We start from the raw sequence: 25,235 nt of genomic DNA, 5'->3' as shown, positions 1-25,235 counted from the left end.
GCTGCATGCTCAGTAGCGTATCGAATTCACGATCCGCGTGGTGGACCGGCCGGGAATCGCCTCGAGCTCCCAGCACTCGGCGCCGAGCAGCGCGGCGGCCGCGCACCGGCCTCCCGCGTGCGGATCGCCGGCGGTGTGCGCCAGCGCGCCGGGACCCATCGGCACGAGCAGGTCGATGTAGTCCTCGGGCCCGTGCGCCTCGGGCGGCCCGGTCACGATGAACACGCCCTGCACGGCGCGCAGCGCCGCCAGCACCTCGGCCCGCTCGGCGGCGGTGTTGACCGGCCTGCTCGGCCCCTTCCACGCCCGCACCCGCGAGTCGTCCTCGACGCCGACGATCAGGGGCAAGCCCCGCTCGGCGACCGCGTCGAGGAAGCGGACGTGCCCCACGTGCAGGATGTCGAACACCCCGGTCACGATCGCCGCCCCCGGCTGGTCGTACGGCCGCACCCAGACGGCCTCCAGGCTGCTCATCCGGCAGGCACCCCTCCTTGTCGACGCGTCGATCGCAGCGTACTCGACCCCCGGCAGCGGTCGCGCACGTGACCATGGGAAAGGGCATTCCTACCTTTTCGCGATAGTCCGCGGCCTCGGTGTGGCGCGTCTCATAACGTTCGCCAATCGGGGGAGGTCATCGTGTCGGAATCCCGCAACGATCTCGTCGTCCGGCTCCCGGGGGTCCCCGCGCAGGTGTCGAAGGCAAGGGGAGTGGTGGCCGCCGTGCTCGGCCGTGATCATCCGCTGTACGACGACTGCGTGCTGCTGACGAGCGAGCTGGCCACGAACGCGATCCTGCACTCCCAGTCCGGCGACGGCGGCTCGTTCACGGTGAGCGTGCACGCCTCGGGGACGCTGGTGCGGGTCTGCGTGGAGGACGGGGGATCGGACGGGCCGCCGTGCGCCTGCCGTACGACCGGGTTGCAGGCCACGAGCGGGCGGGGGCTGCCGCTGATCGAGGCGCTGAGCCACCGCTGGGGCTACACCCGCGAGAACGGCACCACCACGGTCTGGTTCGAGCTGGTTCCTGTCGCCGTGCCCGCCCTCGTTTGCACGACGAGCTAGACGTCCAGGCGGCACAGGCCCTCGGCCAGCGCCTTGGTGGTCAGGCGGGTACGGCTGTCGCAGCCGAGCTTGGCGAAGATGTGCTCCAGGTGCGTGGTCACGGTCCTGACGCTCAGCACCAGCGCCGCCGCGATCTGCGGGTTGGAGTCGCCGGCCGCCACCCGTGTCAGCACGTCGACCTCGCGCCCGGTCAGCTCGTACGGCAGGCCGCACACCCGCTCGGCCACCACCGTTCCTTGCAGCTTCCCGTGGAACCCGACTCCCGCCCTGGTCAGGTGCACCTCGTGCCAGCATCCGCGCCGATCGAGCCACAGCCCGCGCCTGCTCAGCTCCCGCGAGTCGATGAACTCCCGCGCGTAGGCCGCCATCGCGGGCTCGCCCGCCAGGTCCGGCGACCCCGGCACGCCCGGCAGGTCGCGCGTGGTGCCCAGCCGGTCGAAGGCCGCCGCGCGGAAGCCCGGCGGCACGCCGACCGGGTCGATCACGCACCTGGTCAGGTCCGTGACGTGCGCCAGCATCGGCGCGGCCGCCCCAACCAGGTCCGCCGCGCCGTCGCGGAAACGGTCGCGCGAGGCCAGGTGCAGCAGCCCGGTGTAGCGCCCCTCGGCCAGGAACAGCGGCGCGGTCAGCCCGCAGCGCCAGCCGTAGGGCTCCAGGTGGCGGCGGAAGTACCGCTCGGTGCCCGGCTGCGGCATCAGCACCGGCGACCGGGTGGCCATCGCCCGCCGGTAGGCGGCCAGCCCCGCGTACTCCTGCGCCGCGTCGCCGTCGATGCGCCGGTGGCCGTCGGATAACACGCTCTGGTGCCGGCCGGTGGCCGGGTCGTAGGCGACGAACTCGTAGGCGTCCACCGGCACCACCCGCCGCAGCGCCGCCATCGCGCCGTGTCCCCCGCCGCCCGCGACCTGGTAGCCGACCTCGGCGAACGCCTGCAGCAAGGGGATCTCGGCCACTCGGTTTTTATACCATTCGACCCATGACTGGGGATGCCCTGGCGCGCAGGGTCACCGACCTGCTGGCGCCGCAGGTGCTGGTGATCGCGATGCCGCCGGTGGTGGGGCTGCTGGGCCAGGGCTGGAATGGCGCCGCGTGGGGGCTGATGGCCTCGCTGCTGTGCGGCGGCGTGCCCGCCGTGGTGATCGCCGCGGGCGTCCGCTCCGGACGCCTGGACTCCCACCACATCGTGGAGCGCGCCCGGCGCACGGGGCCGCTCCTGGCCGCAGTCGCCGCCGTGGTGGCCGCGCTCGTGCTGCTGGTGACGCTGGGCGCGCCCCGGCTGCTGGTGGCCACCGTCACCGCGATGCTGGTGGCGCTGGCCGTGACCGTGCCGATCACGCTGCGCTGGAAGATCTCCTTCCACGCCGCCGTCTCCTCCGGCACGGTGGTGGTCGTCGCGCACGTGCTGCCCGCCGTACCCGTCGTCGCGGCGGGGGTGCTGGTGGTGGGGCTGATCTGCTGGGCCAGGGTACGGCTGGCCCACCACACGTGGCCGCAGGTCCTGGCGGGCGCGCTCGTGGGCGTAGCGGCGACCTGGGGTACTTTGGCCGCGTTCGGGCTGGAATAGCCGGGCACGCCTCCTGGTTGCGGCGTGCATGGATGCTGCGAACCGCGGCCGGGTGCGCGTCGAGCGCACGGGCAAGCGCGTCAGAACCTACCTGGGCGGCCGCGTGGTCGCCGACACCACCCGGGCCCTGCTGGTCTGGGAGATCCCCTACTACCCCGCGTACTACATCCCCCTGGAGGACGTCGACCAGGGCGCGCTGAAGGAGACCGGCACCGGCAAGCACTCGCCTAGCCGCGGCGAGGCCGTCGTCTACACGGTCACCGCGGGCGGCAAGCAGGCCGCCGAGGCGGCGCTGGCCTACCCCGAGTCGCCGCTGGAGGAGATCCGCGGCCACGTCCGCTTCGACTGGGACAGCATGGACGCCTGGTTCGAGGAGGACGAGGAGGTCTTCTTCCACCCGCGCGACCCCTACACCAGGGTCGACATCCTGCCCAGCTCCCGGCGGGTGCGCGTGGAGGTGGACGGCGTGACCGTTGCCGACTCCGTCAGGCCGAGGATCCTGTTCGAGACGGGGCTGCCCGCCCGCTACTACCTGCCCAAGACCGACATCACGTTCGACGTGCTCGAGTCCACCGCCACCGCGACGCACTGCCCGTACAAGGGGACCGCGGAGTACTGGTCGGTCAACGGCCACGCCGACCTGGCCTGGTCCTACCGCACCCCGCTGCCGGAGAGCCAGAAGATCGCCGGGCTCGTGTCCTTCTACAACGAGAAGGTCGACATCTACGTCGACGAGGTGCTGCAGGAGCGCCCGAGGACCAAGTTCAGCTAGGTTCCTGTGGCATGCGCTACATGCTGATCCTCAAAGGCGATCCGCAACCCGACGAGGTGGCGGCCCGCGACTCGGACGTCGTGGCGGCGATGCACCGCTTCAGCAAGGAGCTGGAGGACGCCGGGGCGCTCATCGCCGCAGAGGGACTGCAGCCCACCGCCGCGAGCGCCGCCCGCGTGATCGCGTCCGGCGGCGCCAAGCGGGTGATCGACGGGCCGTTCGCCGAGTCCAAGGAGCTCATCGCCGGCTACTACCTGATCAGGGCCGCCTCCCTGGCCGAGGCCGTGGAGTGGGCTCGGCGCGTCCCGGTCGAGCTGGCAATCAAACCGGGCCAGGAAGCTGTGGTGGAAGTCCGGGAAGTCTTCGACATGCCCGACTAGGCTTGATCGCGTGCGTTTGGGCGTTCATCTCATCTGGGAAGGCGTGCTGGCGCTCTGTGCCGTCGCGCTCGCCGTCGCGGTGGTGGCCACCGGTGCCGGGTTCTCGGTCGTGCTCGCGCAGGCCGCGCCGGCCGGGCTGATCGCCACCGGGCTGGCGCTGTCGCTGCGCACCGCCACGCCGAACCTGGCCGTCGGCCCGCTCGCCGCCCTCACCGGCGCCGTCGCCGCCTACCTGGGCGGCGGCTACGGCTGGCCGCAGCCCGTCGCGCTGACCATCGCGATCCTCGTGGCGCTGGTGCTCGGCATCGTCCTCGCCCTGTTCGTCGCGGTCGTCTCGGTGCCCGCCTGGGCGGCCTCCATCGTGACCGCGGTCATGTGCCAGGGGCTGCTGCTCGGGCTCACCCAGGAGGGTCCGCGCACCTGGACCTTCCCGCCATCGGTGCCGTCCTACACGTGGTTCGCGCTGTTCGCGGTCGTGTCGGTCGGCGGCGGGCTGCTCTGGCTGGTCCAGCCCGTACGCGACACCCTGTCCGCCTCCCGCCGCGAGGGCGACCAGGGCCGCTGGGCCGGCCTTCGCCCCGGCATCGGCGCGCTGATCGGCCTGACCGGCTCCAGCCTGCTGGCCGGGCTCGGCGGGCTCGCCCAGCTGATGCGCCTGCAGATCTCCGTCCCCACCGCCGACTGGGCCACCACCGCGGCGGCGCTGGCCGCCGTCCTGCTGGGCGGCGTCAGCCTGTACGGCAGGCGAGGCGGCATCGCGGGCACCCTGCTCGGCGTGCTGATCCTGGCCATGGCGGGCACGCTGCTCGCCTACCACGCCGTGCCCACCTGGATCACCCTCCTGGTCACCGGCCTGGCGGCGGCGCTGGGACTGGTCGTCAACCGAGGCGTCGAAAGCCTGCGGCCCGGCGATGGACCCTGACCGGGCCAGGAGCCTCTTCGGCCGGGCGCGCGTGGCGCACCTGGCCACCACCGGCGCGGACGGGCAGCCGCACCTGGTGCCGGTGACGTTCGCGGTGGTCGGCGACCTGGTCGTGTCGGCGGTCGACGACAAGCCCAAGACCACCAGGGCGCTGCGCCGCCTGCGCAACATCCGCGAGAACCCCCGCGTGGCGCTGCTGGCCGACCACTACGACGAGGACTGGACCCGGCTGTGGTGGGTCCGCGCCGACGGCCTCGCCGAGGTGCTCGCCACGCCGCCGGACGGCGTCGAGGCGCTGGTCCGCAAGTACCCGCAGTACCGCGACCGGCCGCCGCCCGGCCCCTTCCTCGCGATCACCGTGACCCGCTGGAGCGGATGGGAAGCTTGACAAAAAAGTTTGTCGGTAGCAGGATCGGGGGCAACGAAGAGACGACATCCCATCCCGGAAAAGGGCGAACAATGGCGAAGAAGAGCGACACCATCAAGGTCCCCGGCGCGCAGATCTACTACGAGGTGCAGGGCGATGGCCCGCTGCTGCTGATCATCCCCGGCGGCCCGTCCGACACCGGCGCCTTCGACATGCTGGTGCCCTACCTGAAAGACCGCTACACGACCGTCGTCTACGATCCGCGGGGCAACTCCCGCAGCACGCTCGACGGCCCGCCCCAGGACCAGGACGTGCCGCAGCACGCCGACGACGCCCGCCGGCTCATCGAGGCCATCGGCGGCGGGCCCGTGCACGTGCTCGGCAGCAGCGGCGGCGCCCAGATCGCGCTCGCGCTGACCGCGCTGTACCCCGAGCACGTACGGACCCTGGTGGCCCACGAGCCGCCCTGCGTGCGCCTGCTGCCCGACGCCGAGGAGATCCTCCAGGGCATGCAGCAGGTCCAGGAGACCAGCAGGACCACCGGCTGGATGGCGGCCGGGGCCATCTTCAACAAGCTCATCGGCATGGAGGACTACGAGCCGCCGCAGGGCGAGCTGCCCCCCGAGGTCCAGGAGGGCATGAACCGCATGATGGGCAACATGGACTACTTCTTCAGCCACGGCATGTCGCTGGCCCACTACGAGCCCGACGTGGAAACGCTGCGCTCCGGCACGCCCCGGGTGGTCGTCGGCATCGGCACCACCTCGGCCGGGCAGCTCGCCTACAACACCGGCGTCGCGCTGGCCGAGAGGCTGGGCAGCGAGCCGGCCGTCTTCCCCGGCGACCACGGCGGCTTCGGCGGCGAGCCCGAGGGCTTCGCCGCCGTGCTCGACCGGGTGCTGCGCGAGTCCTGACCCGCTAGGCGCGGGCGGCCGCCTCGGCGATCGCGGCCGCCAGGCGCTGGTTCTCCGGCGCCTGGTAGCCGAAGGCCGCCCGCCGCCTGGTGTAGCCGTAGGCGATGCCCCGGCGCGGATCGGCGAAACCGTCCGACCCTGCCGACCCGCTGTGCCCGAACGCGTACGCGCTCAGGCACCGGTACTCCAGCCCCTTGGCCTGGAACCCGAGCGCGTAGCTCACCCCGGGCCCGCCCACCAGGTCGCCGCCGGTGGAGTGGATCGTGGCGAACTCGGCGACGGTGCCCGGATCCAGCAGCCCGTCCAGGATCGCCTGATACATGCCCGCCAGTCCGCGCGCGCTGCCCACCCCACCGGCCGAGGCCTGGCCGCCTGCCCGCACGACGCGGTGGTTGGGGAAGTCGAGCGGGTTGAACGGCGGCGTCGCGTTCAGGTTGTAGCCCATGCCCGCCACGCTGTCGGGCCCCGGCGCGTACGCCTGGAAGGCGGCCTCCTGCTCGGGCGTGGCGATCCACGGCAGCACCTGGAGGAAGCGCGGCTCCAGCTCCTGGGGCAGCCCCAGGTAGAGGTCCAGCTCGTACGGTGACCGTACGCGCTCCTCGAACAGCCGCTGGATCGAGCGCCCGGTGACCCGGCGCACCACCTCGCCCAGCATGGCGCCGATGACGAAGCCGCCGTAGCCGTAGGCCGTGCCGGGCCGCCACAGGGGCCGCTGGGCGGCCATCCGCCCGGCTACCAGCTCATCGTCTGCCAGCTCCGCGACGGTGAACCCGCCGTCCACGTTGACCAGCCCCGACCGGTGGCTGATCAGCTCGCGCAGCGTGATCGCGGACTTCCCCGCGGCGGCGAACTCCGGCCAGTACGCGGACACCGCACGGTCCAGGTCGAGCGCGCCCTCCCGCACCAGCAGCGCCACCACCAGGTAGGCGGCCGCCTTGGTGGAGGAGTACAGCCCGGTCAGCGAGTCGCCGCCGACGCCCTCGCCCGACCACAGGTCCACCACCTGCCGGCCGCCCACGTAGGCGGCCAGCTGCGCGCCCGGCTCCACCGCGGCGAACTTTTCCAGAACCGTCTCGTATCCGGGCGCGACAGTGCCGTGCACCTGGTTCATCAGTGCTTCCATGCGACGATCGTCCGGCTGCGGGTTGATACATTCGCCATGCGATCGCCATACGTCGAGGGAGCAGAGTTGGGCGTCCGGTTCGCCGTCCTGGGGCCCGTTGAGATCACGGCGGACGGGCGGCCGTTACCCGCCGTGGCGCCCCGGCACCGGGCGGTGCTGGCCTACCTGCTGCTGAACGCGCCCACGGTGATCAGCGCCGACCAGCTCGCCGACGCCATGTGGGGCCTGACGCCGCCCGACACCGCCCGCGCCCAGATCCAGGCCACGATCGCGGTGATCCGCCGGGTGCTGCGCCAGGCGGGCGCGGCCGAGCTGCTGCAGACCCGCAGCGCCGGATACGTCATCGCGGCCGAACGGCTCGACCTGTCCGAGTTCACCGCCGAGGTGGCCGCCGCCCAGAAGGTGGACGACAAGCAGGAGGCCGCCCGGCGGATCCGCGCCGCGCTCGGGCTGTGGCGCGGCCAGGCGCTGGCCGACGTGCACGCCGACTACGTCGAGTCGGCCAGGGCCCGCCTGGAGGAGCGGCGCCTGGCCGCCGTGGAGCGCCTGACCGACCTCGAGCTGGACCTCGGCCACCACGCCGAGCTCGTCGACGAGCTGTTCGCCCAGGTCGCCGCCCACCCGCTGCGCGAGAAGCTGAACGGCCAGCTCATGCTCGCCCTGCACCGCTCGGGCCGCCAGACCGACGCGCTCGCGGTCGCCAGGACCTTCAGGGCGACGCTCGCCGAGGAGCAGGGGCTCGACCCCAGCCGCGCGTTCACCGCGCTGGAAGAGGGCATCCTGCGCGACGACCCCGTCATGGACGCGCCCCCCGCGGCCAGGAGCGCGAACCACCTGCCCTACGACACCCCTGACTTCACCGGGCGCTCCGGCGAGCTCGCCGGCATCGCGCCCGCCGGCGACGGCGTGACCCTGTGGACCGTCGACGGCATGGCGGGCAGCGGCAAGACCACGCTCGCCGTCCACGCCGCGCACCGGCTCGCCGCCCGCTACCCCGACGCCCAGCTCTTCGTCGACCTGCGCGCCCACACCGCCGGGCAGTCGCCGCTCGACCCGGGCGGCGCGCTGGAGACCCTGCTTCGGCAGCTCGGCGTGCCCGCCGACCGGCTCCCGCCCACGACCGAGGAACGGGCCGCGCTGTGGCGGGCCGAGCTGGCAGGCCGCCGCGTCCTGGTCGTGCTGGACAACGCCGCCGACGCCGACCAGGTCAGGCCGCTGCTACCCGGCGCCTCCACCGCGCTGGTCCTGGTCACCAGCCGCAGGAGGCTGACCGGCCTGGACGGCGCGCACGCCCTGTCGGTCGACGTCCTGCCCGACGGCGACGCCCGCGCCCTGTTCGGCGACATCGTGGGCGAGCGTGCCGCGGCCGAGCCGGAGGCCGTGCTGGAGGTGCTGCGGCTGTGCGGGTTCCTGCCGCTGGCCGTGCGCATCGCCGCCGCCAGACTGCAGCACCGGCCCCGCTGGACCGTCGCCTACCTGGCCGACCGGCTGCGCGACCACCGGCGCCGACTGTCGGAACTGTCCACCTCAGACAAGGGCGTCGCGGCCGCGTTCGCGCTGTCCTACGAGCACCTGGAGCCCGCGCAGCGGCGCATGTTCCGGCTGCTCGGCCTGCACCCCGGGCCCGACGTCGACGCCGAGGCCGCCGCGGCGCTGGCCGATCTCTCACAGGACCAGGCGGAGGACCTGCTGGAGGGACTGCTCGACACGCACGTCATGCTGCAGCACGAACCGGGCCGCTACACCTTCCACGACCTGCTGCGCGAGCACGCCCGCGAGACCGCCGCCGCCGAGGAGGACGAGGGCGAGCGCGAGCAGGCCCTGGCCCGGCTGTTCGGCCACTACCTGCGCGGCGTCACCGCCCGCGGGGAGAGCTGGCAGGAGGCCGAGCGGGCCAATCTCATCGCGGTGGCCGTCCACGCCACCGACCACGAGCTGCCCGGCGACACCGGCCACGACGTGACCGCGCTCCACCGCCACCTCTACGACCGCGCCCACGCCGACGCCCTGGCGCTGTACGCCGGGGCGCTGGAGGCAGCCCGCACCCGCGGCGACCGCTCCGCCGAGGCGCGCACGCTCATCGACCTGGGCTGGGTGCGGTGGCGGCACGCCGACTACGACCACTCGGCGGAGGAGTTCGAGCGCGCGCTCGAGCTCAGCGGCCAGATCGGCGAGCGGTACGGCCAGGCCAGGGCGCTGCAGGGTCTCGGCCACGTCCGCCTGCGCCGCGGCGACGAGCAGGCGGGCGGCCGCGAGCACGAGGACGCCCACGCCGACTTCGTGCGCGCCCTCGACCTCTACCGCGAGCTCGGCGACCGGATCGGCACCGCGGGCGCGCTGGTCGGCCTCGGCCTGGCCGCCGAACGGCTCGACCGGCCCGACGAGGCCGCCGCCCGCCACGCCCAGGCGCTCGAGCTGTACCGCGAGCTGGACGACCGCGGCGGCATCGGCGACGCCCTCGACGGGCTGGCGGCCGTCCAGCGGCGCCGCGGCCACCACGACGAGGCGCTCGGCCACCACCGGCGGGCCCTGAGCCTGCACCGCGAGATCGGCTACAGGACCGGCGAGGCCGTCGTGCTCAACGGCCTGGCCGAGACCCTGCGGGCCGCGGGAGACCCCGACGGCGCGGCCGAGCAGCACCGCGCGGCCCTGGCGCTGGCCCGCGAGCTGGACCTGCGCCCCGAGCAGGCCAGGGCGCTGCGCGGGCTCAGGTGAGCAGGCGGGTGAGCACCCGGGTGCCGAACTCCAGGCCCTCCACCGGCACCCGCTCGTCCTTGCCGTGGAACATGCCGAAGTAGTCCAGGTCCGGCCGGAGCATCAGCGGCGCGAAGCCGTACCCCTCGATTCCGATCCTGGCGAACGACTTGGCGTCCGTGCCGCCGCTCATCACGTACGGCACCGGCCTGGCCAGCGGGTCCTCGGCCACCAGCGAGGCGGCCAGCTCGTCGAAGAACACCGACGGGTACGGCGCGGCCGGCGCGTCCTCCAGGTTCACGAACTCCCGCGTGATCTTGGGGCCGAGCAGCTCGTCGATCGTGGCCAGGAACTCCTCCTGCAGCCCCGGCAGGTACCGGCCGTCGACGTGGGCCTCGGCGGTGGAGGGCACCACGTTCACCTTGTAACCGGCCTCCAGCATCGTCGGGTTGGCCGAGTTGCGGATCTGCCCGCGGAACAGGCTGCCCAGCGAGCCGAGCCGCTGCGCCTCCGCGTCGAGCCGGTCCAGGTCGATCGGCTGCCCGGTGATCTCCGACAGGCTGTCGAGCAGCGCGGCCACCGACGGCGTCAGCCGTACCGGCCACCGGTGGCTCGCGATCCTGGACAGGGCGTGCACCAGCGTCGCGACCGGGTTGTCGACGGCGGGGCGGGACCCGTGGCCCGCCACGCCGTGCGCGGTCAGCTTCATCCAGGCCGTGCCGCGCTCGCCCACCGCCACCGGATAGACCCGGACGTCTCCCGACTGCACCGAGAAGCCGCCGGATTCGGAGATGGCCTGGGTGACGCCGTCGAACAGCTCGCGGTGCTCGGTGACCGCGTGGCGCGAGCCGTAGTCGCCGGTCGCCTCCTCGTCGGCCAGGAACGCCAGCACCAGGTCCCGCTTCGGGCGTACCCCGCCCGCCCGCATGCCGAGCACGGTGGCCAGCGTCATCGCGCACGAGCCCTTCATGTCGACCGCGCCCCGGCCGTAGACGCAGTCGTCGACGATCTCGCCGGAGAACGGGTGCAGCTCCCACTCGGCCGGGTCGGCGGGCACCACGTCCAGGTGGCCGTGGATCAGCAGCGCGTCCTTCGACTCGCCCTCCATCCTGGCCACGACCGTGGTGCGCCTGGGCGCCGACTCGAACACCTCCGGCTCGAGCCCCGCGTCGGCCAGCAGCGTGGCCACGTACTCGGCGGCGGGCCGCTCGCCCGAACCCGGGTTGGTGGTGTCGAACCTGATCAGATCCGAGCAGATCTCGGCAACGCTCTTCACGGCTTCCCCTCGAGCTTGAGCGGTGGCACCTCGGGCGTCTCGAACCCGAAGATCAATCCGTAGAAGGCCAGCTCGGCCTCCAGCACGGCGACGATAGTCTCCTCCCTGCGCCAGCCGTGCTGCTCGCCGGGAAACGTGAGTAATGCCCACTCTTTGCCGTGCCTGTCCAGTTCCGCGACGAACCGCTCGGCCTGCCCGACGTCCACGATCGCGTCCTCCAGGCCGTGCAGCATCAGGCACGGCCCCGACGCGCGGCCGGCGTGCAGCAGCGGCGAACGCTCGGCGTAGCGGGCGCGGGTCTCCGGCAGCGGCCCGACCAGGCCGTCCAGGTAGCGCGACTCGAAGTCGTGGGTCTCGGCGGCCCAGTTCTCCGGGTCGGTGATCGCGTAGTGGGCCACGCCGCCGGCGAACACGTCGCTGTGCACCAGCGCCGCCACCGTGGTCCAGCCGCCCGCGCTGCCGCCCCTGACCGCGATCCTGGCGGCCTCGGCCAGGCCGCGCTCGACCAGGCCGCGCGCCACCCTGGCGCAGTCGTGCACGTCCACCACGCCCCACTGGTGGCGCAGCCGCTCCCGGTAGGCCCTGCCGTACCCGGTCGAGCCGCCGTAGTTGACCACGGCGACGCCCAGCCCGCGGCTGGTGAAGTAGGCGATCTCCAGGTCCAGCATGACCGGGTGGTTCCCGGTCGGCCCGCCGTGCACGAAGATCACGTAGGGGGCGGGGGAGCGCTCGGGCCGGTAGACGTGGGCGTGCACGCCCTCCACGACGATCGGCCGCGGCTCGGGCAGCAGCGCCCGGTCGGGGACGGGCTTGGGCGCCGACATCGGCGCGTGCTCGCCGGTGGCCAGGTCGATCGCCGTCACCTCCATGGGGGAGTACGGCGTGGCCGCCACCCCCACCGCCGTGCCGTCCACCGCCGAGACCGTCGGGCCCCAGTGGGTGGCGGCGCCGCCCAGGTCCCTGATCGTCCCGTGGTCCGGGTCGATCAGGCCGAGGCGGCGATCGTGCGGCGGGCCGTAGGTGGCCACCAGGCCCTGGCGCGTGACCGCGAACCAGGTGTTGCCCGGCTTCCACGGGGCGCCGCCGAACTCGGCGTCCATCGGGGCGAGGTTGCGCGCCCCGGAGCCGTCGCGGGCGACGCGGTGCAGGTTCCACCAGCCCTGCGGGTCGGTGATGGCGTACAGGGTGTCCTCGTCGCGCCACTCGGCCTGCACCACGGACTCCTCCGGGCCGCCCGCGATCACCTGGTACGGCCCGGCCGTCCCGTCGCCGTCCAGCGCGGCCACGCAGAGCTCCGTGCCGTCCCACGGCATGTTGGGGTGGTCCCAGCCGATCCAGGAGACGTGGCCGCCTTCCGGGGACATACGCGGGTTCATCAGAAAGTGCTGGGCCTTGGCGATCACCCGCACCCGGCCGCCGTGCAGCGGGATCGCGACCAGGTCCCTGACGTCGTCGAGCTCCCTGACCGCCCACACCTCCGCGCGGCCGGGCGGCAGATACAGGTCGCCGTACCTGGCCCTGCCCTCCGGCGTGATCGCCACGGGCTCTTCTCCCGGGTCCAGGCGGTGGACGAGCTGGTCCTGCCAGTCGGTGAAGACCAGGCCACCGCCGGGGAGCGGGCGCCAGGAACGCCCGCCGTACTCGACGAGCCTGTTGCGCGCGTTCCAGCCCTCGGGCAGGACGTCGGCGCGGGCGCCGCCCGGCAGGCGGCGGACCACGCAGCGGCGGCCGCCCTCGTGCGGGCGCGGCTCATCCCACCACACCTCTACTCCCGAGGGTGTGACCACCGCCTCCACCCACTGGGGGCCGCCGTCGGTCCTGGCCACATCGATCGGACGAATACTCATGAACCTCTCACCAATTGCCGTCGGACGGGGGGAGCGGGTGCCCTGGCGGATGCAGCACGTAGACGACACCGCCGCTGCCGGAGGCCCGCAGCCACACGTGCTCGAAGGCCGCCCGCGGATACACCCTGCGCACGTCGGCGTCCACCGGCGCGGCCGGGTCGTTGACGATGACGTCGCCCTCCGCGGTGAACCCGGTGACGACCAGGATGTGGCCGCCGGTGGAGTACCCGGCGCCGGGCAGCTCGTGCTCCTTGAACGACAGCGACGCGATCACCGGGACTCCCGCGGCGACCAGGCGCTCCATCTCGGCCGCCGACCTCAGCCTGGTCACGAACCCGGTCAGGCCGGACAGACCCGCGTAGGCCACGTTGAAGGGCCAGTTGCCCGTGCCCTGGTAGCTGGGGTCGTAGGTGCCGCGCGCCGCGTGCACCAGCCCGGGATGCGGGTCGCCGGCCGGGATCCACGCCAGCTCGGCCGGGCCGGGGGAGCGGTCCCAGTACTCCAGCACCATCGCCACCGAGGCGGGGCTGCACCAGTTCGCGCCGCCGCCGTCCCACTCGGTGTGGCTGCCGTCGTGCGCGTGCTGCGACCTGGCCGGCACGGCGAGCTCGACCCCGCACGCCGTACCCGCCCGGCTCGGAACGGCGGGCCGCTGCGGGACGGCGGAGGCCATCACGGCCAGCTCGTTCACCCGCGCGCCCTGCCCGTATGCCGTGACGCGCACCCGGTAGGCCACCACGGGCCGGCGCGCCACGAACGAGTCGACGGCCACGTCCCCGTCGTCGTCGCCCTGCCCGGGCACGGACGTGCGCAACGCGTCGTCGCTGGACCAGCGCCCCATCACGTACCACTTGGTCAGCGTCCCCGCGGCGCTCCTGGCCTGCAGCTCCACCTCGACCCAGGTGCCCGGCGGGGTGTGCGCGGTCCACGAGGCCACCAGTTGCGTGGCGGCGAATCCGATCCGGCGTTCATCTCCGGTCCACGCCTGCCCGGAGACGGAGAAACGCGCGAACGCCACGCGCGCCAGATCGACGGTCAGCACCGGACCCATTCTGGTGCCCGCCGCACACCCTCACATCGGACGGTTTACGTAACCCCTCGTCACAGGTAGAGCCCGGTCGACTCGGTGGACACCATCGGAGAGACGGTGCGGCCCGCCCGGGTCGCGTACAGCTCGGCGAGCGTGGCGCCCGAGGGGCCCACGCCTTCCGTGGTGCCGAGCCAGGAGACCGCCTCGTCGCGCGTGAGCGGGCCGATCTCCAGCTGGGTGAGGCAGCGGCCCGGCCGTACGACAGCGGGGTGCAGGTGCGCCAGGTCCTCGTTGGTGGTGATCGCGACGAGCACGTCGCGGCCCTGCCCGAGCAGGCCGTCCGTGAGGTTGAGCAGGCGCGACAGGCCCTGGCCCGCGGCCGCCTTGGCGCCGGCGCGGATGAGCTCGTCGCAGTCCTCCAGCACCAGCAGGCGCCAGCGCTGCTCCTCCTCCTCGTCGCAGTCGTAGCCGACCGCCACCTCCATGAGGTAGCCGGGCTCGTCGAAGAGCCGCTCGGGGTCCAGCACGCAGTCGACCTGGCACCAGGAGCTCCACTGCTTGGCCAGTGAGCGCAGGAGCGTCGTCTTGCCCGTCCCCGGGGCGCCGTGCAGCAGGATGAGGCGGCCGCTGATCTCGGCGGGCGTCACCTTCATGAGGCGGTCGATCTGGGTGCGGACCTTGCCCGAGTAGTTGCCGCTGATCTCCTCCCACGGCTGGGCGGTGATCGGCTTGTCCGAGCGGGTGCCGCCGTGCGCGCCGCGCCACCAGAAGCCCATCTCGACGTGGTCGGCCTCCGGCTCGGGCTCCTCGGCGCCGTCCACGGACTCCTTGAGCACCGAGCGGGCCAGCTCCTCGCTGACCGCCGTGACCGCGACCAGGGCGGTGCGGTTGCGGTGCCGCAGGACGCGCAGGGTCCAGCCGTCACCGCAGATCAGCCGGGACTCCGAGCCCTCCTCCACCTGCGCGGTGCGCACGACGCGGCCGTGCGCGGGACGCAGCGGGGCGTCGGGACGGACGCGCTCGAGGCTGGCCTGCCTGGCCCACGGCTGCACGCCGGTCGCGAACGGCGAAAGCGCGAGCGCGTCGATGACGTCGAGCGTGGTGTCGGCGTCGTCGATCCAGATGTTCATCGGCAGGTCAGGCGAGTCCTGGCTGGGGAAGGGCACCTCCCTGATCACAGACATGCCGTCAATGATCCTGGTCAACGTGCGTGCCTGTCGAACCATTTGCCCGAATCACAATGGTATACCGTTAAGTCATGACCGACCTGCTGCTCCGCGACGCCCGCCTGTGGGGTTCCGCCACCGCCACCGACCTGCTCATCCGCGACGGCGTCGTGGCCGCCACCGGGCCGGGACTCCACCCCGGCGGCGCGCCCGTCGAGGACCTGCGGGGCAAGCTGCTCGTACCCGGGTTCGTCGACGCGCACGCGCACGTGGACAAGACCCTGTGGGGCGGCCCGTGGGTGCCGCACGACGCGCCTCCCGGCCTCGCCGGCAAGATCCGCAACGGCGTCGAGCGCCGCGCCGAGCTGGGCATCCCCAGCGCCGGCTACATGACGGCCCTGCTCGAGCGGATGGTCGCCGACGGCACCACGCACGTCAGGTCGCACGTCGACATCGACCCCGCCGTCGGGCTCAAGGGCGTCGAAGCCCTGCGCGAGGCCCTGGCGGGCATGGACGGGCGCATCACGGCCGAACTCGTCGCCTTCCCCCAGACCGGCGTGCTGATCAGCCCCGGCACCGCCGAGCTCATGGACGCCGCCCTCGCCGAAGGCGTCGAACTGGTCGGCGGCATCGACCCCGCGGGCCTCGACGGCGACCCGGTACGCCACCTCGACCTCGTCTTCGGCCTGGCCGACAAGCACGGCGCGGGCGTCGACATCCACCTGCACGACGGCGGCCCCCTCGGCGGCTGGCAGTACGACCTCATCATCGAGCGCACGAAGGCGCTCGGCCTGGCGGGCAAGGTCACGATCTCCCACGGTTACGCCCTCGGCGAGCTCCCCCTGGCCGAGCAGGACCGCCTCATCGACGGCCTGTCCTCGGCGGGCGTCTCCCTCGCCACCGTCGCCCCCGCCTCCGCCGCGCCCCTTCCCCTGGTACGGCTGCGCGAGGCCGGAGTCCCCGTCGGGGCCGGCAACGACGGCGTCCGCGACCTGTGGAGCCCCTACGGCACGGGCGACATGCTGGAGCGCGCCCTCTTCCTGGCGCAGCGCTCCCGGTTCGTGCGGGACGAGGAGCTCGAGCACGCCCTCGAGATCACCACGTACGGCGGCGCCAAGCTCGCCGGCCGCCGAGCCGGCTTCACCCCCGGCGCCCCCGCCGACTTCGTCGCCCTCGACACCCGCACCCCCGCCGAAGCGGTCTGCCTGCGCCCCACCCGCTCCCTGGTCGTCAAGTCAGGCCGCATCGTCGCCCGCGACGGTCAGCTCTGCTAGTTCGAGCTGTCAGATCATGCTTTGCGTTCGGAACAGCGGGCGTGTGAAAAGACGCCTGTTTCGCTGCTTCGCAACGCCTGCTTGTCTTGCCGGAGAGAAGGCTTCGACGGATTTCCTGACTGGCGCCTCAATGTGATGGACGCCATCAGCTCCGATGTCCTGATAAAGAGTCAATGAAACAAAGAGTCTTGTCAGCCTCAAGCGCCACGATTATGGTCAAAGCCGACATGTGTCAGCGATCTTAGGAGACTCCTTGAGGTTCCGTACCAAGCTCGCCGGCGTACTGGCGGCCACTCTGGCAGGCCCGATCCTGTACACCGCGTCCGCGCCTGCTCCGGCGTCCGCGGCTACTGCCTACGAGTACTGCGTATTTGTACTGAAGCACTACGGGTACTCCGTTGGCTCGGGATCGAAGGCCGCGTGCCGGGCTCGCCAAAATGGCGATCCTGGTACCTGTTACACCATTCTGCGTGATCTGAACGTGGCAGTTAAGCATGCCACGGCGGCATGTGGCATTTAGGCTCCCGAAGCGTTGTTTCGGCAGGAGGAGCGCGCTCGTACATGCAGTTGTTCGCCGCCTGCCCCTGGCAACGGCCTGGGGCGGGCAGACGATTTACGAGCCGGCCCGGTTGAGGTCGCCCTTGCTGTCACCCAGCATCGAGAACGTGAGTGAGTAGGCCACCGTGTCGGGGGCCTTCTTCGCCACGGTGACCACGATTCCGCCGATCGCGCCCGCTTCATCGATGATCGAGCAGCTGCCGCCGAGGCCACCGAGAGTGAAGGTCAGCTTGGCCGCTGTCACGCGCGTGAGCGTGAGCGTGCCCTTGCTGCAACCGGGGTCCTCGCCCGGCGACTCCCAGGTGCCGGTGGGCTTTCCGGCGTGCAGCGTGAGGGTCACCGGGTCGTTGTTGAACTCACGGTCAAGGATCTTGCCGCTGGCGGTGCCCTTCCAGGTGCCTGCGAACGCGGCGGGGATCTTCGCGTTCGGTTGCGGAGCCTGAGTGGGGTGGTCCGAGGGTTCGGTGTCCTGGGGTTTCGATGTCGAGGGTTTGGGCGCCGGGGACAGCGTGGTCGTGGTGGTGCCGGTCGCGGGGGAGCGGTTGGCCCACCAGAGGGTGGCGCCGCCTGCTGCCAGGGCTAAGGCGGCGGCCACCGTGCCGAAGAGGAGGGTGCGGCGGCGTGGGAGGCCGGTGGTGGCTATCGCGCGGGGATGCGTGCCGTCGAACGGATGGGGGTCGGGCGGTGGCTGGTGGGGTGGGGTGGTGGGGTTGACCAGGGAGACCATGAGGTCGCGGGCCGTGGGGCGGCGGGTGGGGTCCTTGGACAGGGTCGAGGCGATGATGGCGCGCAGGCGCGGCGGGAGCGCCGACAGGTCGGGGTCGAAGTGCAGGACCCGGTGGAGCACCGCCGGCACCGTGTCCGCGCCGAACGGGCTGGCGCCGGTGGCCGCGTAGACGATCGTGGCGCCCCAGGCGAACACGTCCGACGTGGCCGTGGCGGGCGAGCCGCCGATCTGCTCGGGCGACAGGTACGTGGGCGTGCCGATGAGCCCCGAGGTGTGCGTCGCCGCGTCCTCCGCGCGGGCGATGCCGAAGTCCACCACCCGCGGCCCATCCGGGCCGAGCAGTACGTTGGCGGGCTTGAAGTCGCGGTGCACCACCCCTGCCGCGTGGATGGCCGCCAGCGCGGTGGCCGTCCCGACCGCCAGCCTCTCCAGTTCGCCGCCGCGCAGCGGGCCCCGCTCGCGGACCCGGTCGGACAGCGAGGGGCCGTCGACGAACTCGCTCACCACGTACGGGCGCTGCCCCTGCGTGGCGGCGTCCAGGACGCGTGCCGTACAGAACGAGGCGATGCTCTCCAGCGCGGACAGCTCGCGGGCCAGGCGCGCCCGCGTCTGCGGGTCGCCCGTGCTGAGGAGTTTGACCGCGACCCGCTCGCCGATGGCGTCGAAGCCCAGATAGACGACCCCCTGGCCACCCTCGCCGAGCCTGCCGGCCAGCCGGTAGGAACCCAGCTCTACCGGATCATCCGGCGTCAAGGGGGTCACCATGGCGGATACGTTACAGCGTTGGCTGATCGCCAAGTATCTTTGTGCGCTGGGGCAAATGGGGTTCAAGTGGAGGTTTCGGGGTGTCGAGGGTGACGTTCCGTGAGCGGGTCCGGTACTGGTTCGACAACACCATGTCTCGGGGGACCGCCTCGCTGATCGGCTGGCTGGCGCTGGTGTCGATCGCCCTCATCGCCGTGGTCGCCGGGCTCACGCTGTGGCTGGCTCCCGGCGAGCCGGACGGGATCGACGGGCCGGGCAAGGTCCTCTGGATCGCGCTCATGCACGCGCTCAGCCCGGCCAAGGTGGCCAGCGACAAGGGCTCGCTGGCGTACATGGCGGTCATGTTCGTCGGGTCGCTCGGCGGCATCTTCATCGTGAGCATGCTCGTCGGCCTGCTGTCCAACGGGCTGAAGCTGCGCGTCGACCGGCTGCGCAGGGGCCGCTCGCGCATCGTCGAGTCGGGGCACACGGTCGTGCTCGGCTGGTCGGACCAGGTCTTCACGATCGTCACCGAACTGGCCAAGGCGCACGCCAGCCAGAAGGGCTCGGTCATCGCGATCCTGGCCGAGCACGACAAGCTGGCCATGGAGGAGGACCTGCGCGAGCGCGTCGGAGACCTGGGCGCGACCCGGCTGGTGTGCAGGACCGGACGGCCGACGGAGCCGCGCGACCTGGGCCTGATGAACCTGGCCACGGCCCGTTCGGTGGTCGTGCTGTCGCCGGAGGGCGAGGACCCCGACGCGCACGTCATCAAGATCCTGCTGGCGCTGAACAAGCGGACGGGACCGCACCCGCCGGTGGTGGCCGCGCTGGCCTCCAGCCGCAACCTGGCCGCCGCCAGGCTGGCCGGCGGCAAGGAGGTGCACCTGGTCGACTCCGACGACACCGCCTCCCGGCTGATCGTGCAGTCCTCGCGCCAGTCGGGCATGTCGGTGGTCTGCATGGACCTGCTGAACTTCGACGGCGGCGAGATCTACCTGCGCCCCGGCGCCGAGCTGGCCGGGCGCACCTACGGCCAGGCGCTGCACGCCTACCAGACCGCCACCGTGCTCGGGCTGCGCCGCCCGTCGGGCGTCGCGCTCAACCCGCCGGCCGACACCGTGATCGAGGCGGCGGACCAGGTCGTCGTGATCGCCCAGGACGACTCCGCGATCGGCCTGGCGACGGGCAAGCCGTCGCTTGACGAGTCCGCGATGGTCGACACGGAACGTGCCAACCTCACGCCGGAGCGTACGCTGCTGCTCAACTGGAACGGCCGCGCCGAGCAGATCATCCGCTACCTCGACGGGTACGTGGCGCAGGGTTCCGTACTCGAGGTCGCCGCCGACCACCCCAAGGCCGGGATGAACCTGGGCGGGCTGCGCAACCTCACGGTGAACGTCAAGGAGTGCGACACCACCGACCGCCACGAGCTGGAGTCGCTGGGGCTCGGGCTGTTCCAGCACGTCATCGTGCTGTCGGACGACCGGTTCAGGCCGGACCACGCCGACACGCGCACGCTCATGACGCTGCTGCAGCTGCGCGACATGCAGAGCACGCTCGGCGAGCACTACTCGATCGTCAGCGAGATGCACGACGAGAACAACCGCACGCTCGCCGAGGTCACCGAGGCGGACGACATCGTGATCAGCGACACGGTCATCGGGCTGCTGCTGGCCCAGCTGGCGGAGAACCGGCACCTGGCCGACGTCTTCGGCTACCTCTTCGACTCCAGCGGCTCGGAGATCTACCCGCGGCCGGCCTCCGACTACGTCAAGACCGGCACGCCGGTCACCTTCGCCACGGTCGTCGAGTCGGCCCGCCGGCGCGGGGAGACGGCGATCGGGTATCGGAACGCGGCGGGCATGAACACGCCGCCCCGCTATGGGATCGTCCTCAACCCACCCAAATCCGCCAAGATCACCCTCACCGACCGCGACTCCGTCATCGTCCTCTCCGAGGGGTGACCGTCTCTTCTGCTGTACGGCGGGCCGCCACCGCCCGCCGTACCTTGGCTTGGGGCCGATCTTCGCGGTGATCTTGTACGGCGGGCCGCCGCCACCGGCCGCCCGCCGTACCTCGGCTGAGGGCCCGCGACCGGCGCTTACGGCGAGTCGGGGATCCTTGCCCGCCGTCACGGCGATCCGGTAACCAGGCACCACGGTCCCTGGCGCCGCCACCCTGGCCGCCTCGCGTTTCCCGGGCGCCACGGTCTCCCCGCCCCGCCGTACAACGCGCCGGACGACGGCGTCCACCTCCTCGCCGACCCCGGCGCGGGAAACTCCCCGGCGCGCGGCACGCTCCTGAGACGGGACACCCCCGGGGCGCGGCGCACTCCCGAGCGCGCGGCACACACCTGAGGCGCGGCGCGCTTCCGAGGGGCGAGGCGCACTCCCAATCGCACCTGTCTCGCGAGGGCGACCGAGCAGACCGCCATCACCTCTTGTTGAGGGTTTAGCCGATCGTTTGCGCGATATGCGCGCCGAAGTCTCAATGGGAACTTCAATGAAATACTTGAAGCCATGGCTGACGAGATTCTCATCAAGGGCGCCCGCCTGCACAACCTCAAGAACGTCACGCTCGCCGTACCCAAGAACAAACTCGTCGTCCTGACCGGCCTGTCCGGTTCGGGCAAGTCCACCCTGGCCCTCGACACGCTGCACAGGGAGGGCCAGCGGCAGTACCTGGAATCGGTCGGCATGGTCACCTGGGGAGCCAGCAAGCCCGAGGTCGACTCGATCACCGGCCTGTGCGCGTCGATCAGCGTCGACCAGCACCTGACCAACCGCAGCCCGCGCTCGACCGTCGGCACCGTCACCGAGGTGTTCACCTACCTGCGGGTGCTGTGGGCCCGGCTCGGCCACCGCCCCTGCCCCGGCTGCGGCCAGGACCTCGCCCCGCTTCACGACGTGGGCGGCGAGCAGGCCTGGGACGAGGAGGAGGGCCAGTCGGTGCCCTGCCCGCACTGCGGCACCCCCGTGCCCGAGCTGGTCATGGGGAACTTCTCCTTCAACAAGCCCGCGGGCGCCTGCCCAACCTGCACCGGCATCGGCACCGTGTTCCAGGCCGACACTGACCGCCTGGTCGACCTCGGCAAGAGCGTGGCGGGCGGCGCGGTGCTCGGCTGGCACCCGGTGCTGACCGAGCGCAACATCCCGGTGCTGCGCGCCGCAGCCAAGCACTACGGCTTCGACTTCGACCCCGACCTGCCGGTCGGCGACCTCGGCGAGGCCCAGCGCGACCTGCTGCTGCACGGCGTCGAGGCGCCGCGCTTCGCCGGGACCGAGCCGCCCGCCCGCGTCTCCGACGGCCGCTTCGAGGGCGTGGCCACCAACGTGCTGCGCCGCTACGCCGACCGCATCGAGGACGCCGGCTACCGGGAGAAGACCGAGCGCCTGCTGGTCAACAGGACCTGCCCCGACTGCGGCGGCACCCGGCTGCGCCCCGAGAGCCGCGCCGTCACCGTGGCGGGCATCGGCATCGTCGAGGCCGCCAGGATGCCGCTCGACCGGCTCGCCGCCTGGATCGACGGGCTGCCGCTCGACGCGCTGACCGAGCCGATCGTGGCCGACCTGAGCGAGCGGGTGCGCCGCCTGGTCGACGTCGGAGTCGGCTACCTGACGCTGGAGCGGGCCACGCCCAGCCTGTCGGCCGGCGAGACCCAGCGCCTGCGGCTGGCCGCCCTGCTCGGCTCCGGCCTGACCGGCGTGCTCTACGTCCTCGACGAGCCCACCATCGGCCTGCACCCCTCCGACACCCGCCGCCTGATCGACGTGCTGCGCAGGCTGCGCGACCTGGGCAACACCGTGCTCGTCATCGAGCACGACCTGGCCGTGCTGCGCGCCGCCGACCACCTCGTCGACATCGGCCCGGGAGCAGGACGGCACGGCGGCAGCGTCGTGGCCGCCGGCCCGCCCGACCGGGTGGCCGGGACCGGCGGCTCGCTCACCGGCGACTACCTGGCAGGACGGCTGCCCATGCCCGCCTCGCGCGGCCGCCTCGGCGACGGCAGGCACCTGGTCATCCGCGGCGCCCGCGCGCACAACCTCAAGAACCTGACGGTACGGCTGCCGCTCGGCGTGCTCGTGGCCGTGGCGGGACCGTCCGGGTCGGGCAAGTCGTCGCTGCTGCTCGACATCCTCGACCGGGCCGCCAGGCAGCGCTTCCACGGCGCCGCCCAGCCGCCCGCCGAGCACGACGGCATCGACGGCTGGGAGCACCTGGACAAGGTCGTCACCATCGACCAGCAGGCGATCAGCCGGCTTCCCCGCTCCAACGCCGCCACCTACTGCGACGCCTTCACCCCGATCAGGGAGGTCTTCGCCGCCGCGTCGGCCACGCTCACGCCCGCCCACTTCTCCTTCAACGTGGCCGGAGGGCGGTGCGAGCGGTGCCAGGGGGCGGGGGTGCTGGCCGTACAGATGCACTTCCTGCCGGCCGTCGAGGTACGCTGCCCGGCCTGCCACGGCAGGCGCTTCAAGCGGGAGGTGCTGGCGGTCGAGTACCGCGGCCACGACATCGCCCAGGTGCTCGACCAGACCGTCGAGGAGGCCCTGGCCCTGTTCGAGGACGTGCCCGCGGTCGCGTCGCGGCTGCGCCGCATGGCCGACGTCGGGCTCGGCTACCTGACCCTCGGCCAGCCCGCCACCACGCTGTCCGGCGGCGAGGCCCAGCGCGTCAAGCTCGCCAAGGAACTGGGCCGCCGCGCCACCGGCCGCACCCTCTACCTGCTCGACGAGCCCACCACCGGGCTGCACGCCGCCGACACCGCCAGGCTGCTCGGCGTCCTGCAGCGGCTGGTCGACGCGGGCAACACCGTGATCGCCATCGAGCACGAGCCGGACGTGATCCGCGCCGCCGACTGGGTGGTCGAGCTCGGCCCCGCGGGCGGCGCCGCCGGAGGCGAGCTCGTGGCCGAAGGGCCGCCCGCGCGGGTCGCCGCCGCCGCGGGATCGAAGACCGGACCGTTTCTTTAGCGGACAGTTTCTTTAGCCGACAATGGTCGGGTGAGGACCATCGACTGGGTGGACGGCGCCATCGAGCTCGTCGACCAGACCCGGCTGCCCGACGAGTACGTCCTGCTCCGCGTCGAGACCGTCGACGAGCTGGTCGAGGCCATCAGACGGCTGGCCGTGCGCGGCGCCCCCGCCCTGGGCGTGGCAGGGGCGCTCGGCGTGGCCCTGGCCCGCGGCGACCAGGAGGCGGTCGCCCGGCTGCGCGCCGCCAGGCCCACCGCGGTCAACCTCGCCTGGGGCGTGGACCAGGCGAGCGCCGCCGCCGACCCGCTGGCCACCGCGCTGCGCATCCGCGACGAGGACATCGCCGCCTGCAGGGCGATGGGCGAGCGCGGCGCCGGCCTGATCGAGGGCGAGCGGCTGCGCATCATGACGGTCTGCAACACCGGCGGCCTGGCCGCCGTCGAGCGCGGCACCGCGCTCGGCGTCGTCCAGACCCTGCACGAGCAGGGCCGCCTGGCCGAGGTGTACGCGCTCGAGACGCGCCCGCTGCTGCAGGGGGCCCGGCTCACCACCTGGGAGCTGGGCCGGATGGGCGCGCCGCACCGGCTGGTCGCCGACTCGGCCGGGCCGTACCTGCTGGCCAGGGGCGGCGTGGACGCGGTGCTCATCGGCGCCGACAGGATCGCCGCCAACGGCGACACCGCCAACAAGATCGGCTCGTACGCGCTGGCGCTCGGCGCCGAACGGGCCGGCGTGCCCTTCTACGTGGTGGCCCCCGAGAGCACGATCGACGCCGCCACGCCGTCGGGCGACTACATCGAGATCGAGGACCGCGGAACCGAGGAGATCATCGCGATCCGAGGTGTACGGCTGGCCCCCGAGGGCACTCAGGCGTTGAACCCGGCCTTCGACGTGACACCGCACGATCTGATTACCGCGATCGTCACGGAATCGCGAGTGATCCGGCCCTAGACCGATTATCGGGATTCCACGGACTCGTCCGTGTGGCGCGCGTTACGCTCCGGTCGGCACAATTCACCGATCCCCGGAGATCATCGTGGCCATCGACCTCGTGTTAAGGCGCGACTGGCACGCCCGCGACCCGCGTGGCGACTACACCCAGCTCGATTCCACCAAGGGCGTGAAGGTTCATTACACCGGTGGCAAGGTCGACCCGGGGATCGTGCGCGAGCACAAGGGCTGCGTCGAGCTCGTCCAATCCATTCAGAACTTCCACATGGACGGCAATGGATGGATAGACATTGGTTATTCGTTTATCGCCTGCCCGCACGAAAAAGTCTTTGAAGGCCGGGGATTGCACCATTTGCCTGCGGCGAATGGCGCGGGGCTGAACGCGGGCCACTACGCGGTCCTCGGGCTCGTCGGGAACGCCGGGCTCGTCCAGCCTCCCGACGGCGTGCTCAGCGGGATCCTCGACGCGATCCAGTACTGCCGCGACAGGGGCAACGCCGGTCGCGAGATCAAGGGACACCGCGACGGCTTCCAGACCGACTGCCCCGGCGACCCGCTCTACGCGTGGATCAAGAAGGGCGCGCCCCGCCCGAACGGCGGCACCCCGCACCCTCCGCCCACCGCGCCGCCGTTCCCCGGGCGGCTGCTGAAGTACCCGCCGGTCATGACCGGCGAGGACGTCCAGACCTGGCAGCGGCAGATGCACAAGCGCGGCTGGAACATCGCCGTCGACGGCGCCTACGGGCCCGACTCGCGCGACGTGTGCCGCCGCTTCCAACGCAACCAGGGCATCCCCGACGACGGCGTCGTCGGACCGCAGACCTGGCGGCTGGCCTGGGAGGCTCCGCTCCCCTAACCCCCGAAGGATTGTTCTGTACGGACTCC

At 72.4% G+C, this 25,235-nt stretch carries 21 protein-coding genes; 13 read left to right on the top strand and 8 right to left on the bottom strand.

What is annotated here, in order from left to right; translation table 11 throughout:
- Nucleotides 1–9 precede the first annotated feature (9 nt).
- The gene (locus KIK09_RS04710; RefSeq protein ID WP_214317366.1) at nucleotides 10–474 is read right to left on the bottom strand and encodes an adenylyltransferase/cytidyltransferase family protein; all 465 of its coding nucleotides are present in this window, start codon (nucleotides 472–474) and stop codon (nucleotides 10–12) included.
- 162 nt (nucleotides 475–636) lie between these two features.
- On the opposite strand from KIK09_RS04710, the gene KIK09_RS04705 reads away from it, so the two are divergent.
- On the top strand, nucleotides 637–1,062 hold the full coding sequence (locus KIK09_RS04705) for an ATP-binding protein (protein WP_308163916.1): 426 nt from the start codon (nucleotides 637–639) through the stop codon (nucleotides 1,060–1,062).
- On the opposite strand, the gene KIK09_RS04700 is transcribed toward KIK09_RS04705, so the two are convergent.
- Nucleotides 1,059–2,015 carry a helix-turn-helix transcriptional regulator gene (locus KIK09_RS04700; RefSeq protein ID WP_214317365.1) on the bottom strand — a complete coding sequence of 319 codons (957 nt, stop codon included), beginning with the start codon at nucleotides 2,013–2,015 and terminating at the stop codon, nucleotides 1,059–1,061. The two genes, KIK09_RS04705 and KIK09_RS04700, sit on opposite strands and share 4 nt — an antisense overlap.
- Nucleotides 2,016–2,038: 23 nt before the next feature.
- Between KIK09_RS04700 and KIK09_RS04695 the strand changes: the two genes are divergently transcribed.
- From KIK09_RS04695 to KIK09_RS04670, 6 genes are all read left to right on the top strand, one after another.
- On the top strand, nucleotides 2,039–2,626 hold the full coding sequence (locus KIK09_RS04695) for a hypothetical protein (RefSeq protein WP_214317364.1): 588 nt from the start codon (nucleotides 2,039–2,041) through the stop codon (nucleotides 2,624–2,626).
- A gap of 28 nt (nucleotides 2,627–2,654) precedes the next feature.
- Complete coding sequence (locus KIK09_RS04690) at nucleotides 2,655–3,398, top strand: DUF427 domain-containing protein (protein ID WP_214317363.1); 744 nt, start codon at nucleotides 2,655–2,657, stop codon at nucleotides 3,396–3,398.
- 11 nt (nucleotides 3,399–3,409) lie between these two features.
- Nucleotides 3,410–3,778, top strand: a complete 369-nt coding sequence (locus KIK09_RS04685; protein WP_214317362.1) for a YciI family protein — start codon at nucleotides 3,410–3,412, stop codon at nucleotides 3,776–3,778.
- Nucleotides 3,779–3,788: 10 nt separating this feature from the next.
- Nucleotides 3,789–4,700, top strand: a complete 912-nt coding sequence (locus KIK09_RS04680) for an ABC transporter permease subunit (RefSeq protein WP_214317361.1) — start codon at nucleotides 3,789–3,791, stop codon at nucleotides 4,698–4,700.
- Entirely contained in the window at nucleotides 4,690–5,088 is a 399-nt protein-coding gene (locus tag KIK09_RS04675) for a TIGR03668 family PPOX class F420-dependent oxidoreductase (protein ID WP_214317360.1), read from the top strand. Before KIK09_RS04680 ends, KIK09_RS04675 begins: the two co-directional genes overlap by 11 nt.
- 71 nt (nucleotides 5,089–5,159) lie before the next feature.
- Nucleotides 5,160–5,981, top strand: coding sequence for an alpha/beta fold hydrolase (locus KIK09_RS04670; protein ID WP_214317359.1), 822 nt, complete (start codon nucleotides 5,160–5,162; stop codon nucleotides 5,979–5,981).
- A gap of 4 nt (nucleotides 5,982–5,985) precedes the next feature.
- On the opposite strand, the gene KIK09_RS04665 is transcribed toward KIK09_RS04670, so the two are convergent.
- Entirely contained in the window at nucleotides 5,986–7,104 is a 1,119-nt protein-coding gene (locus KIK09_RS04665; RefSeq protein WP_214317358.1) for a serine hydrolase domain-containing protein, read from the bottom strand.
- Nucleotides 7,105–7,170: 66 nt separating this feature from the next.
- On the opposite strand from KIK09_RS04665, the gene KIK09_RS04660 reads away from it, so the two are divergent.
- On the top strand, nucleotides 7,171–9,819 hold the full coding sequence (locus tag KIK09_RS04660) for an AfsR/SARP family transcriptional regulator (RefSeq protein ID WP_214317357.1): 2,649 nt from the start codon (nucleotides 7,171–7,173) through the stop codon (nucleotides 9,817–9,819).
- Here the strand turns inward: KIK09_RS04660 and KIK09_RS04655 are convergent.
- The 4 genes from KIK09_RS04655 to KIK09_RS04640 are packed head-to-tail and all read right to left on the bottom strand — an operon-like array spanning nucleotide 9,812 to nucleotide 15,135.
- On the bottom strand, nucleotides 9,812–11,074 hold the full coding sequence (locus tag KIK09_RS04655; protein ID WP_308163915.1) for a M20/M25/M40 family metallo-hydrolase: 1,263 nt from the start codon (nucleotides 11,072–11,074) through the stop codon (nucleotides 9,812–9,814). The genes KIK09_RS04660 and KIK09_RS04655 overlap by 8 nt on opposite strands.
- A complete protein-coding gene (locus KIK09_RS04650; protein WP_250572515.1) occupies nucleotides 11,071–12,921 on the bottom strand; it encodes a S9 family peptidase in 1,851 nt (616 codons plus the stop codon). Before KIK09_RS04650 ends, KIK09_RS04655 begins: the two co-directional genes overlap by 4 nt.
- 7 nt (nucleotides 12,922–12,928) lie before the next feature.
- On the bottom strand, nucleotides 12,929–13,972 hold the full coding sequence (locus KIK09_RS04645; protein WP_214317356.1) for a C39 family peptidase: 1,044 nt from the start codon (nucleotides 13,970–13,972) through the stop codon (nucleotides 12,929–12,931).
- A 50-nt stretch (nucleotides 13,973–14,022) separates the two neighbouring features.
- A complete protein-coding gene (locus tag KIK09_RS04640; protein WP_214317355.1) occupies nucleotides 14,023–15,135 on the bottom strand; it encodes a DUF5925 domain-containing protein in 1,113 nt (370 codons plus the stop codon).
- A gap of 74 nt (nucleotides 15,136–15,209) precedes the next feature.
- On the opposite strand from KIK09_RS04640, the gene KIK09_RS04635 reads away from it, so the two are divergent.
- The gene (locus tag KIK09_RS04635; RefSeq protein WP_214317354.1) at nucleotides 15,210–16,391 is read left to right on the top strand and encodes an amidohydrolase; all 1,182 of its coding nucleotides are present in this window, start codon (nucleotides 15,210–15,212) and stop codon (nucleotides 16,389–16,391) included.
- A 613-nt stretch (nucleotides 16,392–17,004) separates the two neighbouring features.
- On the opposite strand, the gene KIK09_RS04630 is transcribed toward KIK09_RS04635, so the two are convergent.
- Nucleotides 17,005–18,441, bottom strand: coding sequence for a serine/threonine-protein kinase (locus tag KIK09_RS04630; protein WP_214317353.1), 1,437 nt, complete (start codon nucleotides 18,439–18,441; stop codon nucleotides 17,005–17,007).
- Nucleotides 18,442–18,521: 80 nt separating this feature from the next.
- Between KIK09_RS04630 and KIK09_RS04625 the strand changes: the two genes are divergently transcribed.
- From KIK09_RS04625 to KIK09_RS59900, 4 genes are all read left to right on the top strand, one after another.
- Nucleotides 18,522–20,387, top strand: coding sequence for a CASTOR/POLLUX-related putative ion channel (locus KIK09_RS04625; protein ID WP_214317352.1), 1,866 nt, complete (start codon nucleotides 18,522–18,524; stop codon nucleotides 20,385–20,387).
- Nucleotides 20,388–20,942: 555 nt separating this feature from the next.
- Nucleotides 20,943–23,396: an excinuclease ABC subunit UvrA gene (uvrA, locus tag KIK09_RS04620; RefSeq protein WP_214317351.1), complete on the top strand. Its 2,454-nt coding sequence runs from the start codon at nucleotides 20,943–20,945 to the stop codon at nucleotides 23,394–23,396.
- 30 nt (nucleotides 23,397–23,426) lie between these two features.
- Nucleotides 23,427–24,350, top strand: coding sequence for an S-methyl-5-thioribose-1-phosphate isomerase (gene mtnA, locus KIK09_RS04615; protein WP_214317350.1), 924 nt, complete (start codon nucleotides 23,427–23,429; stop codon nucleotides 24,348–24,350).
- An 85-nt stretch (nucleotides 24,351–24,435) separates the two neighbouring features.
- The gene (locus KIK09_RS59900) at nucleotides 24,436–25,206 is read left to right on the top strand and encodes a peptidoglycan recognition protein family protein (protein WP_214317349.1); all 771 of its coding nucleotides are present in this window, start codon (nucleotides 24,436–24,438) and stop codon (nucleotides 25,204–25,206) included.
- The last annotated feature ends 29 nt before the right edge of the window (nucleotides 25,207–25,235 follow it).

The organism is Nonomuraea sediminis, assembly GCF_018531495.1.
GTDB lineage: Bacteria > Actinomycetota > Actinomycetes > Streptosporangiales > Streptosporangiaceae > Nonomuraea > Nonomuraea sediminis.
This window is presented reverse-complemented; position numbering and strand designations above follow the sequence as displayed.

Excerpts from the sequence above, each read along its gene's own strand:
- KIK09_RS04665 (WP_214317358.1), bottom strand. The coding sequence starts at position 7,104 with ATGGAAGCACTGATGAACCAGGTGCACGGCACTGTCGCGCCCGGATAC.
- KIK09_RS04635 (WP_214317354.1), top strand. The coding sequence starts at position 15,210 with ATGACCGACCTGCTGCTCCGCGACGCCCGCCTGTGGGGTTCCGCCACC.
- KIK09_RS04675 (WP_214317360.1), top strand. The coding sequence starts at position 4,690 with ATGGACCCTGACCGGGCCAGGAGCCTCTTCGGCCGGGCGCGCGTGGCG.
- KIK09_RS04685 (WP_214317362.1), top strand. The coding sequence starts at position 3,410 with ATGCGCTACATGCTGATCCTCAAAGGCGATCCGCAACCCGACGAGGTG.
- KIK09_RS04695 (WP_214317364.1), top strand. The coding sequence starts at position 2,039 with ATGACTGGGGATGCCCTGGCGCGCAGGGTCACCGACCTGCTGGCGCCG.
- KIK09_RS04640 (WP_214317355.1), bottom strand. The coding sequence starts at position 15,135 with ATGTCTGTGATCAGGGAGGTGCCCTTCCCCAGCCAGGACTCGCCTGAC.
- KIK09_RS04630 (WP_214317353.1), bottom strand. The coding sequence starts at position 18,441 with ATGGTGACCCCCTTGACGCCGGATGATCCGGTAGAGCTGGGTTCCTAC.
- KIK09_RS04670 (WP_214317359.1), top strand. The coding sequence starts at position 5,160 with ATGGCGAAGAAGAGCGACACCATCAAGGTCCCCGGCGCGCAGATCTAC.
- KIK09_RS04645 (WP_214317356.1), bottom strand. The coding sequence starts at position 13,972 with ATGGGTCCGGTGCTGACCGTCGATCTGGCGCGCGTGGCGTTCGCGCGT.
- KIK09_RS04650 (WP_250572515.1), bottom strand. The coding sequence starts at position 12,921 with ATGAGTATTCGTCCGATCGATGTGGCCAGGACCGACGGCGGCCCCCAG.
- uvrA (WP_214317351.1), top strand. The coding sequence starts at position 20,943 with ATGGCTGACGAGATTCTCATCAAGGGCGCCCGCCTGCACAACCTCAAG.
- KIK09_RS04710 (WP_214317366.1), bottom strand. The coding sequence starts at position 474 with ATGAGCAGCCTGGAGGCCGTCTGGGTGCGGCCGTACGACCAGCCGGGG.
- KIK09_RS04690 (WP_214317363.1), top strand. The coding sequence starts at position 2,655 with ATGGATGCTGCGAACCGCGGCCGGGTGCGCGTCGAGCGCACGGGCAAG.